Below are 12,095 nucleotides of genomic sequence, written 5' to 3'. Positions count from 1 at the left end.
CGCATCCTCTTCATCCGTTAGTACCCCCTTTGCCGCCCGGCTGCTCGCCGGCGGCGAGGGCGGTCATTGCTTGCAGGCAGGGTCATGCCGTCCACTCCTATATATGCTGTTACCCGGCGTTGGGGCATCGCCCTCGGCGCCTGCTGCGCGCTGTTGCCAGCCTGGGCGGCGCCGCCGGCAGCGTTGAACATGGTGAGCCAAGCGCAAGGCTTGCCGAAAGAATTCGAAGCGCATTTCTTTGATGTGCCGCTCGCGGTGCGCGTCGATCTGAATGGCCGTTACCTGGGCGATGCGATGGTGGTGCTCAGCCGCGCCGGCCAGGTCCAGTTGCTGGAGTTCACCGACACCCAGGAAAGCCGCGAACCGGCGCAACTGCGCAGCCGCTGGTTGCAGCGCCTGGCTGACGGGCGAGCACTGGGGGCCTGCGTCAGCGACTGTGCCGATGGGCTCCAGGCCATTCATTACAGTCTGGTCAATTCACAGCTGTCGCTGGTGACCGCCAGCGCCGAAGCCAACCTCGAGCAGCCGCGCTATTACACCCTCCCCGAGCAGGGCAGCAGCGGCCTGTTGCTGCGTAATCAGCTCAACCTGGTGCGCAACGGCAGCCAGACCAACGGCCGCTTCGCCGCCCAGGGCCAAGGCAGCATCGGCAACTGGACAACCCTTGCCGATGCGCAGTTTGACCGCGGCAACGAGCAATCCGACCGGGTCCGTCACCGCCTCGATCAGTTGTACGCCGAGCGTTTGTTCGACCAGCAATTTCTGCGGCTGGGCTATTTCACCCCGAGCGCGCAAGGCCTGACCCGCCAGCCGCGCCTGCTGGGCAGCAGCCCGGATACCACCTTGGGGGTGATGTTCGGCAGCAGTGACAGCCTGTTGATCGACAACGGCCAGGCCAGTGCCACCCCCGTTTATGTCACCCCCAATCGGCCCGGCGTGGTCGAGATCTACCGCAACGGCGTGCTGATCAACAGTCAGCCGGTGCAGGCCGGTCTGCAGACCCTCGACACGCGGGTATTGCCCGGCGGCATTTATCAGATTGAGGTACGCCTGCTCGAAGACGGCCAGGAAACCTCGCGCAGCGACGCTTTCATCTACAAACCAAACAACTGGAGCAACCCCGACAGCCGCTGGCGCTACAACGTCTACGCCGGCCGCCAGAGCAACCTGTTGAGCAACTGGGACAAGGACTACCAGGACAGCCTCGGCGCGGGCGTGCTGGCCAACTATCTGCTGCACCCGCGCGCCGTGCTCGGTGTGTCCGCACAGCGGGTCGACGAAGCCATGCAGTACGGCACCTCGCTGGACTGGGACGCGCTCGACCAGCTTAAGCTGTATGGCAACGTTTACCGCAGCGACAACCAAGGCACCGGTTACGACCTGCAGGTGATCAGCAACCTGCCCAATGGCTCGCTGGTGGCAAGCCACAGCCGCACCTGGATCGACACCGGCAATTCAGGCTGGCGTGGCGCACGCCGCCAGCAGGAGATCAGCCAGAGTTCGCTGTCCCTCAGCCAGCGCCTTGATGCGCGCAGCACGGCGAGCCTGCGTCTGGACCACAGCTCAGGTGCCGCCAACGGCTTGGGGATCGATCTGGGCTGGTCTTACTACGGTAAGCTCGGCGGCTCGGATGCCAACTGGCGCCTGTCGCTGTTCGACCGCCCTGGCACCGCAAGCACGGGCGACAGCCGCAACCGTGGGGTCAATCTGAGCCTGAGCATGAGCCTCGGTGGGCCGGGCCAGCGCATCGCCGCCAGCCTCGGCAGTCGCACTTCGCACGATGGCGGACGCGATCAGAATGCATCGCTGAGCTATCAGCAGGACGTGCAGCTGGGCGCAATACGCAGTGTAGGCGGCACGCTCAATGTCGACCGCTACGGTGCAGGTTTCGGCGCCAACACCCAGTTTCAGAACCAGCAGGTGTATGGCGACGCCTACGCGCAGTCGTCGTCCTACAGCGGCCAGCTCAGTGCCGGCCTGAACCTGCAGAGCACGCTGGCCGTGGGCGGCGGCAAGCTGGCCCTGAGTGGCCAATACCTGCCCCACGAAGCCGGCCTGGTGGTCGACATCGACAGCGATCTGGATGACCTGGAGCTGCGCGCCGATGACCTCAACGGGCTGGGCGCCACCCTGCGCCCAGGGCGCAACATTATCCCTGTCAGTGCCTATCGGGCCGGGACCGTGCAGTTCGATTTCGCTGGCAAACATGACCCCGACGCGGTGATTCAGCCGGCCAGCCTGGACTACCACCTCAATCGCGGCGGCGTCGAGTATCGCCAGTTGAAGGTATTGCGCACGGTGACCGTGCTTGGCCGCCTGCTTGATCAGCAGCGCCAGCCCATGCGCGGTGCGCTGGTGATCAATCACGCCAGCCGCAGCGTCAGCGAGGCCAGCGGGATCTTTGCGGTGGAGATGAGCGAAGGCACGCCGACGCTGGAGATACGCCATGCGGGCAAGGTCGCTTGCCTGCTCAGGCTTGAGCCAAAGCAGCTGCCTCGCGAGGGCAACGTCTTGCTGGCCGGTGATCAGGTCTGCGCGCCACCGCAACTGCTGGGTGGCAGTGACCCGCTGAGCACAGGAGAACGAGGATGAACGGTAGACTTTTTCGGTTGCTGTTGACGCTGCCCGGCGCCTTGCTGATTGCCTGCAGCCCGATGGTCGAGGCTGCGCAGGTGACCATCAGCGCCCGTTATCAGGGCGGTACAGACGGGCACTTCGAGAACACCACGCCACCGGCCCCGTTCTGCTCCGGCTGGCTCGGTACTTGCGAAGACATGGAGACCGTTGGCGTGCCGATCAGCTTCGCCAAGACTTCGATCTATCGCGCACCGGATGCGCGGGATCAGTTCTACATGAAGGTACCTGGCACGCGCAAAGTGCAGGTCGTGCATCAAGGGACTGGCGAAAGCCATGAAGTCAGCTTCGAGATCACCGCCTTCGCCCAGGCTTATCAAGTCCGCAGTGAGGACTATTCGCCGGCAAGCGGAACCGATGTAAAAGGCGGCTGCCAGTTCGTCACCGGAGAGTTGGCAGAACCTGACTTCCAATTCGGCGCCTACCTGTGGAGCGTCCGTAATCCGAGCAGCCCGCAGCCGTGCTATTCAAGTGCTACATACGGCTCCGTGGGCGACGTGCGGGTCACCGACTTCACCGATTTCGGCATCAGTTATCGGCTGTTCCTGCCACCACCGCGCCGCCTCGGCCAAGGCCTCTATCGCGGTAGCGTGACCTTTCGTATCGGCCCTGGCGGCGACTTCGACTTCGGCAATCAGGTCTCGGATCTGAGCAGCGACACGCTGGTAGTGGACTTCGAGCTGGACGTCCAGCACGCCTTTGTCCTGCAATTTCCGGCGGGCTCGGATATCGCCGTGCTTGAGCCCCCAGGTGGCTGGAACGCCTGGCTGGGCGGGCGTGGCGCGCCGCGACGGTTGTATCGGGACGTGCCGATGCGCATGTGGTCGACCGGGCCGTTCAAGGTCTACAAACGCTGCCAGTACACCCTCGCCGGAGCGTGCGCGATCCGCAATCCGGCCGGGGTCCAGGCACCGGTCGAGGTGTCCTTGAGCCTGCCCGAGGGCGTCGTGCATAGCGGCCAGCCAGTGCGCCGCCTGGCGATTCCGACCGGCCCCGGCGCGGCCTTGCGCTTCGAGCACCTGACCATTGTCAGCGACCGTCCCGGGCGACTGCATTTCGAAGCCGCCAGCAGTGCAGTACAGACCATGCTCAGCCAACCTGGGACACGCTTTGCCGGTGAGGTGACGGTGGTCTTCGATGCTGAGCTGTGAGTAGCAGTCGTCTCTAGGAAATTTCTTCTTTTTTATCGGAACGGTCTGACTTTCTTGCCGGCAGCCCATGTGCACAAATGAGCGCTGGCTGTTTGCCTGGCACCATCAAACGAGGTTGCAGATGAAACCGTGGAAACTCTTTTACCTGTCGCTACTGCTGGCGCCATTGCCGCTGCAGGCTGCGCCGGAACTGAATGTCGGGGGGCTGTACGACTATCTCGAAGGCGACCGCAGCACCTTGCTCAAACGGGTGCGCAATGGCGGCGACAGCACCGCCTTCGTCAAGGTCAGCGTCGCCGAACTGGTGTACGACGCCAACGGCGTGCCCCGCGAGATCGACCAGACGCAACTGCCATTGGAGCAGCGCGGCCTGATCGCCAGCCCGGCGCGGCTGATCATCCCCGCCCGTGGCATGCAGGCGGTGCGCTTGCTGTACCGCGGTGAGCGAGCCCAGGAGCGCTATTTCCGCCTGCGCTTCATCCCGGTATTGCCCGAGCAGGGCGATGGCTTTGCCGTCACCGAAGCGGAGGCCGAAAGCTATCGCGACAGCCTCAAGGCGGGCGTCAACCTGCTGGCCGGCTACGGCACACTGTTGTTCGTGCACCCGGCGGCGGCGCAGTATCAGACCGATGTAACGGGCCAGGGCGGTCGCCTGCAGGTGGTCAATCAAGGCAACGCCACGGTGGTGCTGGATCACTTTCGCCAGTGCCAGGCGGCCGACCAGAAATGCGAAGCCGCCACCAAGCATCACTTGTTGCCCGGCAGTACGCGGCGCTTCGAGCCGGTGGCGGGCAAGCCGGTGTTCCAGTTCGAGATGTACGAAGGCGACCAGCGCAAGACACTGGTGGTGCCCGGGTGAGCAGTGCGCATAGCCTTCGATACATGCTGCGTTGGGCGGGTGCGGCCATGGCGATACTCGGCTGGCTGCCAATGGCACAGGCGCTGGAGGTGACCATCAGCGCCGAGTATCGCGGCGGTGGCAGCGGGCGATTCGTCAATACCACGCCACCGGCTGCGCTGTGTCGGCTGTGGTCGGGACTGTGTAACGGCAAATCCACCGTCGACGTGCCGATTGCCTACTCCAAACGCAGCCAGCAAAGCGCGGGCGATCTGCGCGACAGGTACTACCTGAAGCTTCCGGCACGCAAACAGGTCGAGGTGTTTCACGAGCTCAGCGGTGAAATGCGTCGGATGAACTTTGACATCCTCTCGGTTAGCCAACAGGTGCATACCCCGTCGAACTTCAGCTACAGCCCGTTGCAGGGCGATGTGCAGGGCGGTTGCAGCAATGGCAACCGGCTCTCCAGTCATGCTGCGCGTACGGTCACCTTCCATACCTATATGCGCCAGCCGCAGGCGCCGGAGCCGTGTTGGGCCAGTTATTCCTGGGCGCCTGATGGTCACGTCGACAACTCTGATGTATCCCAGATGGGCTTGTCGTTCCTGCTTGATATCCCGCCGCCTTATCGCCTCGCCGCGGGCATCTACCGCGGTAGCCGGACATACAGCATCGGGCCGGGCGGTGATTTTGACTTTGGCAGCGGTGTCACCTCTTTGAGCGGCGACAGCCTCACGGTCAATTTCGTGCTCGATGTGCAGCACGCGTTCATCTTTGAGTTTCCACCCGGCTCCGAGCGGGCGGTGCTGGAGCCCAAAGGCGGCTGGCAGGCATGGCTGGGCGGGGCTGCGGCGCCGTCGCAGTTGTACCGTGACCTGCCGTTCAGGCTGTGGTCAACCGGGCCGTTCAAGGTCTACAAGACTTGCCAGTACACGCTTGGTGATCAATGCGGCATTCGTAATCAGCACAATGATCAAGTCCCGGTGGACATTGCCCTGACCTTGCCTGCAGGCATCCGCCACCAGGGCCGGCCGGTGACCCGACTGTCGTTGCCCACTGGACGTCCGGCAGCGCTGCAGTTCGAATCGATGCAGCCAACCCTGAACCGCGGCGGCCAACTCCACTTCAGCGTGGCCCGCAACGGTGTGCAGGCCATGCTCAAGCAACCGGGCACGACCTATTCCGGCGAAGCCACGGTGATCTTCGATGCAGAACTCTGATTGCCTGAATGCCGGCGGAGCGCACCATGCATAGAGCATTGGTGGTCGATGATCACCCATTCATCCGCACCACGGTGTGCATGCTGCTGCGCCAGGAACAGGTCGAGGTGGTGGCGCAGGCCGACAACGGCGTCGATGCTGTACTGCTGGCCCGTGAGCATGCGCCGGACCTGATCATCCTCGATATCGCCATGCCTGGGCTGGATGGCCTGGAGGTGATCGCCAGGCTCAAGAGCTTGGCGCAACCGGCCAAGGTGGTGATCCTCACTTCGCAATTGGCCGAAGCCTACTCGTTGCGCTGCCTGCAGGCGGGTGCCGCGGGCTATGTGTCGAAAACCGACGATCTGGCTGAACTGAACAAGGCGGTGCGTGCGGTGTTGTCCGGCTTTACCTATTTCCCCGATGTGGCCCTGAGTTCGGTGCGCAGCCAGGACCTGCGCGCCAGCGAACGGGAGTGCATTGCCGGCCTCACCGACCGCGAGCTCACGGTGTTGCAGCACCTGGCACGCGGCTTGAGCAACAAGGCCATCGGCGAAACGATGCTGCTCAGCAACAAGACCATCAGCACCTACAAGAGCCGGCTGCTGGAAAAACTGCGCCTGCACTCGTTGATCGATCTGGCGGATTTCGCCCGCCGCAATCAACTGCTCTGACGTCGTCAGCCGGTGCGCCCGCGTGTCTTTCTGGCAGCCCTGTGCGGCGTTCTGGCGCTGTTCACGCTGCCGGCTGGTGCCGCCCCGTTGTTGCACGCCAGGGCCAACCTCGATGACCAGCGAGTCGAGCCCGACGATGCTGATCTGCGCTGGTTGTGGGGGCGCCGGCAACTGCGCCTTGGGGTGATCGCGCGTGACGATGCGCCACTGGACATCCTCGGCACTGGGCAGGCCTATGAAGGTATCACTGCCGACTATGCCGGGCTTGTGGCCGAGCAACTGAACCTGTCCATCAGCGTGCATACCTTTGCCTCGTTTGACGCCGCCGTGGCCGGATTACGCGATGGCATGGTTGACCTGCTCGGCTCGGTAAGCCGCGAGCGTGCCCTGGCCGCAGGCCTGCGCTTGTCGCATGCGTATGCGCAGGACCAGCCGCTGCTGATGGCACGCCAAGGCGATCAGCCCGCGCCGCCGCCGGGCGCTGCGTTTCGGCTGGTTGCAGTTGAGGGCTATCGCAGCGTCGAGCAGTTGCGCCAGCTCTATCCGCTGGCGCGGATCGAGCTGCATCCGACAACGCTGAGCGCGCTGGCCGCACTGACCCTGGGCCAGGCCGACCTGTATCTGGGGCACGCCCTGGCGGGGCGCTATGCCCTGGCGCGGACCTCGCTGCGCGGTATCGAGGAAATCGGCAGTGCAGGCCTGGCCGGGCAGGATATCGGCTTTGCCCTGCGCCGCGACGCAGCACCGTTGGCTGACATGCTCGATTCAGTGCTCAAAGGGTTGTCGCCCAGCCAACGCGCCCGCATCGAGCAGCGCTGGAGCGTGACCGGCGCAGCCCCTGCAAGCGCGGCGCCGCTGCAGCTGAGCGAAGATGAGCAACGCTGGTTGCAGGCCAATCCAACGGTGAAGGTACTGCTCGACGAGCAATCACTGCCGCTGAGCTACCGCGATAGCAGCGGCCACTGGCGCGGTCTGAGCGTGGAGGTGCTGGAACTGATCAGCCGGCGCAGCGGTTTACAGTTCGAGCTGGCTGCCGCCAGCAGCGTCGAGGGCATGCTTGGGCAGTTGCGCCAGGGCCATGCTCAGCTGATCGCCGGCTTGCCCCAGAGCCCGGCGCTGGCCCAGCAGTTGAGCTTCAGTCGCTCTTACCTGAGCGCTGCGCGTGTGTTGGTCAGCCGTACCGAGCCGGCCGCGCCGAGCAGCCTTGGCCAGTTGGCGGGGCAGTCGCTGGCAGTGGTGTGGGGCAGCGCGGTGCAAGATGAACTGGCCCAGCGTTATCCACAGGTGCGCGTGCTCCAGGCCCAAGGGCCGCTGGCCGCGCTGCAAGCGCTGGCCAGCGGCCGGGCGACAGCTGCAGTACTGACACTCGACGATGCGCGCCCGCTGATCGCGCGCTGGTACCCAGGCCAGCTGCGCATCAGCGCCAGCCTGGCCATGCCACCTGCACACTTTGCCTTGGCCAGCCTGCGGGGCGAGGTCGAGCTGCAGGGTATCGTGAACAAGGCCCTGCTCAGCCTGACCCCGCGCGAGACCGAGACGCTGGTGCGACGCTGGCGCAATCCGATGATCGTCGCCGATGGTCTGTGGCCGCGTCAGCGCCTGAAGATCCTGCTCGGTTTCGGCCTGGTGCTGTTGCTGTTGCTGCTGGCGCTGCTGTGGGTCCGCTACCTGCGCCGGTTGCATGCTGAACTGCACCAGGCCAAGCACATGGCGGAAGCCGCCAACCAGGCCAAGACGCGTTTTCTGGCGACCATGAGCCATGAGATTCGCACGCCCATGCACGCCTTGCTGGGCATGCTTGAACTGGCCCAGCACAAGGCCGAGCAAGGCACACTGGACCGTGTGGCGATTGATGTGGCGGCCGATGCCGGGCGCGGCTTGCTGGCGCTGATCGGCGATATTCTGGACATCACCCGCATCGAAGCCGGGCAACTGCAGCTGGCACTGCAGCCGGTGCAGTTGCGCGAGCAGGTCGAGCAGGTGGTGCAACTGTTTCAACAGCAGGCGCGGCGTAAAGGCCTGACGCTGTTGCTGCACTGCGAGGGTGCGGGCGATGTCCAGGTTCTGCTCGACCCACTGCGGTTCAAGCAGGTGCTGGCCAACCTGTTGAGCAATGCGATCAAGTTCACTCGCGTGGGACGCGTCGAGGTCAGTCTGTGTGTGCGCGAGCGTGGCGGAAGTCTGGCGCTGGAGCTGCTGGTCAAGGACAGCGGCAGTGGTATCGCCGAGGCAGACCTGGCCGAACTGGGTCAGCCGTTTCGCCAGGCCGGGCAAAAGCAATCAACGCGTTGCAGCAGCGGCTTGGGGCTGAGTATCAGCCGCAGCCTGTGCGAGCTGATGGGCGGCCAGTTACGCCTGCGTAGTGTGCTCGGCGCCGGCACACAGGCGTTGATCCTGCTGAGTTGTCAGCGTTGGCACGGCCAGCGCCAGCCGGCGCCGCGCGCCGTGCCGCCTGCAGCCGAGCACCACCTGCGGGTGCTGGTGGTCGACGACTATCCCGCCAACCGCCTGCTGTTGGCCCAGCAACTGGAATACCTCGGCCACCGCACCTGCATTGCCGAAGAAGGTGCGCAAGCCTTGCGCCTGTGGCTTGGCCAGCCATTCGATGTGGTCATCAGCGACTGCAGCATGCCAAGCCTGGATGGCTACGCGCTGGCCCGGGCCATTCGCCTGCATGAGCGGCGTACGCAAAGGCCCAGGTGCCGCGTGCTCGGGCTGACCGCCAATGCGGTGCAGGAGGAACGCCAGCGCTGCCGGGCGGCAGGTATGGACGCTTGCCTGTTCAAACCGCTGGCACTGAGCAGCCTGGCCGCAGCATTGGCGACCGGCCCAGGTGCGAGGACCGCTGGCGCGTCGCAGGCCGGGCCGGGCAGAGAAGATGCAGCGCTGGACCTTGCCCATCTGCAACGTCTGGTCGGCGCTGATCAGCAGGCCTTGCGCGGCTTATTGAAGGACTTGCGCGGGAGTTTGACCGAGGATTTACGACGGTTACAGCAGCAAACAAACAATCCGAAAGAACTGGCCGTATTGGCCCATCGGATCAAAGGCGGGGCGCAGATAGCCCGAGCGGGGCCGTTGTTGAAAGCGTGTGAGGAACTTGAGCGATGCTGTCGTCAACAGCCAGGCAATGTGGCCGAAGTGCAGCGCGCAATACACGCGCTGCACCTGGCCATACACCAGCTCGAACGACAGCTGGAGAAGCTGTCAGCCGAACCGGTGCCGGGTCATATCATGCCAAGTAGCAACAGCACCAACAGGACCACCAGTACCGCACCAATGATGCCGGACGGGCCATAGCCCCAGCTGCGCGAGTGAGGGAAGACTGGCAAACCGCCAACCAGCAGCAGAATCAGGATGATGATGAGGATCGTGGTCATGGGCAGAATCCTTGCGTGTTTTCGTGGGGGAAGGGGCCGGGCAATCCTGGCCGCTTACATTTCCGACCGCGGCTGTTACAAGAAAATTCCATCGATTATCTGCCTTGTCGGCATGTTCGCTCATTCAGCATTTCGATAGCGCACCAGGCTCTTGCCGGGCTTGGCTAGACTCGCGTTATTGCCCACCGAACAAGGCCTGCAGCATGCACAAGCGAATGATGATCACCGGCGCCGGGTCTGGCCTCGGCCGTGAAATTGCCCTGCGTTGGGCGCGCGAGGGTTGGCGGCTGGCGCTGGCCGATGTCAACGAAGCCGGCCTGCGCGAGACTCTGGAGCTGGTGCAGGCGGCTGGTGGCGAAGGTTTTGTGCAGCGCTGCGACGTGCGCGACTACAGCCAGCTGACGGCACTGGCTCAGGCCTGTGAGGAACGCTTTGCCGGCATCGACATGATCGTCAACAACGCCGGGGTTGCGTCGGGCGGGTTCTTTGCGGAGTTGTCGCTGGAGGACTGGGACTGGCAACTGGCGGTCAACCTGATGGGCGTGGTCAAAGGCTGCAAGGCGTTTTTGCCGTTGCTCGAGCGCAGCCAGGGGCGGATCGTCAACATCGCCTCGATGGCGGCGCTGATGCAGGGGCCGGGCATGAGCAACTACAACGTGGCCAAGGCGGGGGTGTTGGCGTTGTCGGAGAGCCTGCTGGTCGAGCTGCGTCAGGTGCAGGTGGCGGTGCATGTGGTGTGCCCGTCGTTCTTCCAGACCAACCTGCTGGATTCGTTCCGCGGGCCGGACCCGGCGATGAAAGCCCAGGTGGGCAAGTTGCTCGAGGGCTCGCCGATCAGTGCTGCGGAAATTGCCGATTACATGCATGAGCGGATTGCGGCGGATGAGTTTTTGATCTTGCCGCATGAGGCGGGGCGGGCGGCCTGGAAGCTCAAGTGCCAGACGCCGGAGGTGTTGTATGCGGAGATGGCCGGGATGGCGGTGAAGATGCGGGCCAAGGCGCGGCAGTAGTCGGCGAGTGCGGTATGCTCGGCAGTTTTGGATCTGTGCGGGTGTGGGCAGTGGTCAATTACTTCTGGTTCTTTCTTGCGGCGTTGTTCGAGATTGGCGGGTGCTATGCGTTTTACCTGTGGCTGCGGTTGGGCAAGAGTGCCTGGTGGGTGGTGCCGGCGCTGGTTAGTCTGAGTGTGTTTGGGCTGATTTTGACGCGGGTTGAGGCGGCCTATGCTGGGCGGGCCTATGCGGCTTATGGCGGGATTTATATTGTTTCTTCGCTATTTTGGTTGGCGCTGGTTGAGCGGGTTCGGCCGTTGGGGAGCGATTGGGTTGGGGCTTTGTTGTGTGTGGTTGGGGCCACGATTATTGTGTTTGGGCCGCGGTTGCAGCAGGGTTGAAAAAGGGGGGGGCTTATCCGTTGGTTGTGTTGGCTGGTCGGGCCCCTTTCGCCTTTACGGCGAGTCACTTTTTTGGCAGACGCCCCAAAAAAGTAACCAAAAAAGGGCTTGGCTCCACATCCGGCCCCTTCGCTTCGCTGCGGGGTTCCCTCGCTCCGGTCTTGCTCCCGGGCGGACCGCGCTGTACGGGCCTCCTGGCCCGCAGCGCTTGCCGGCCATCCATGGCCGGCACCTCCCTTCGCAAGACCTGCGCTCGGCCTCCTGAGTCGCCGGTGGATCAAGATCAAGAGCACGCCTCGCTGCGCTGGCGCAGAGCGGGGGGAGCGTGGGTTTCGCGATTGTGGTTCGATGTTAGATTGTCGGGCCAGCTCCGCTGGCCTTTCGCGACACAAGGCCGCTCCTACGCCGACCGAGAACACCCATATCTAACGAGCTTGCACAGTCAACTGTAGGAGCGGCCTTGTGTCGCGAAAGGGCTGCGAAGCAGCCCCGGCAATCTCAAACCAAACAAAAATCAAACAGCCACACCAATCCCGCTCTGCGCCAGCGCAGCGAGGCGTGCCTTTGATCTTGATCTGCTTTTGATCTTGATCTACTGCGACTTCAGGAGGCCGAGCGCAGGTCTTGCGAAGGGAGGTGACGGCCATGGATGGCCGTCAAGCGCTGCGGGCCAGGATGGCCCGTACAGCGCGGTCCGCCCGGGAGCAAGGCCGGAGCGAGGGGACCCCGCAGCGCAGCGAAGGGGCCGGATGTAGGAGCGAGCCCTTTTTTGGTTACTTTTTTGGGGCGTTTGTCCCGTCCTGAATAAGGTTTACACCTTCTGGCCTAT

9 protein-coding genes are annotated in these 12,095 nt (G+C 63.9%); 8 read left to right on the top strand and 1 reads right to left on the bottom strand.

Annotation, left to right across the window (positions count from 1 at the left end; genetic code table 11):
- Nucleotides 1–84 precede the first annotated feature (84 nt).
- From ACQZ2L_RS23435 to ACQZ2L_RS23410, 6 genes are all read left to right on the top strand, one after another.
- Nucleotides 85–2,592, top strand: coding sequence for a TcfC E-set like domain-containing protein (locus tag ACQZ2L_RS23435; RefSeq protein WP_430328070.1), 2,508 nt, complete (start codon nt 85–87; stop codon nt 2,590–2,592).
- Entirely contained in the window at nt 2,589–3,785 is a 1,197-nt protein-coding gene (locus ACQZ2L_RS23430; protein ID WP_430328069.1) for a hypothetical protein, read from the top strand. The genes ACQZ2L_RS23435 and ACQZ2L_RS23430 overlap by 4 nt, the downstream gene beginning before the upstream one ends.
- Nucleotides 3,786–3,906: 121 nt before the next feature.
- Nucleotides 3,907–4,644: a molecular chaperone gene (locus tag ACQZ2L_RS23425; protein WP_430328068.1), complete on the top strand. Its 738-nt coding sequence runs from the start codon at nt 3,907–3,909 to the stop codon at nt 4,642–4,644.
- A gap of 23 nt (nt 4,645–4,667) precedes the next feature.
- The gene (locus ACQZ2L_RS23420; protein WP_430328067.1) at nt 4,668–5,843 is read left to right on the top strand and encodes a hypothetical protein; all 1,176 of its coding nucleotides are present in this window, start codon (nt 4,668–4,670) and stop codon (nt 5,841–5,843) included.
- Nucleotides 5,844–5,869: 26 nt separating this feature from the next.
- Nucleotides 5,870–6,496, top strand: coding sequence for a response regulator (locus ACQZ2L_RS23415; RefSeq protein ID WP_430328066.1), 627 nt, complete (start codon nt 5,870–5,872; stop codon nt 6,494–6,496).
- A 12-nt stretch (nt 6,497–6,508) separates the two neighbouring features.
- Nucleotides 6,509–9,793 (top strand): transporter substrate-binding domain-containing protein, encoded by a 3,285-nt coding sequence (locus ACQZ2L_RS23410; protein ID WP_430328065.1) that lies wholly within the window; start codon nt 6,509–6,511, stop codon nt 9,791–9,793.
- On the opposite strand, the gene ACQZ2L_RS23405 is transcribed toward ACQZ2L_RS23410, so the two are convergent.
- A complete protein-coding gene (locus tag ACQZ2L_RS23405) occupies nt 9,721–9,879 on the bottom strand; it encodes a DUF3309 family protein (RefSeq protein ID WP_178080836.1) in 159 nt (52 codons plus the stop codon). The genes ACQZ2L_RS23410 and ACQZ2L_RS23405 overlap by 73 nt on opposite strands.
- A gap of 197 nt (nt 9,880–10,076) precedes the next feature.
- Here ACQZ2L_RS23405 and ACQZ2L_RS23400 point away from each other — a divergent pair, with 197 nt between their 5' ends.
- Nucleotides 10,077–10,883, top strand: coding sequence for an SDR family oxidoreductase (locus ACQZ2L_RS23400; RefSeq protein ID WP_430328064.1), 807 nt, complete (start codon nt 10,077–10,079; stop codon nt 10,881–10,883).
- A 50-nt stretch (nt 10,884–10,933) separates the two neighbouring features.
- On the top strand, nt 10,934–11,266 hold the full coding sequence (locus ACQZ2L_RS23395; RefSeq protein ID WP_430328106.1) for a YnfA family protein: 333 nt from the start codon (nt 10,934–10,936) through the stop codon (nt 11,264–11,266).
- The last annotated feature ends 829 nt before the right edge of the window (nt 11,267–12,095 follow it).

It is taken from the genome of Pseudomonas shirazensis (genome assembly GCF_050496565.1).
GTDB lineage: Bacteria > Pseudomonadota > Gammaproteobacteria > Pseudomonadales > Pseudomonadaceae > Aquipseudomonas > Aquipseudomonas shirazensis_A.
Note: the sequence above shows the minus strand (reverse complement) of the source record. Positions and strands in the feature narration are given on the sequence as shown.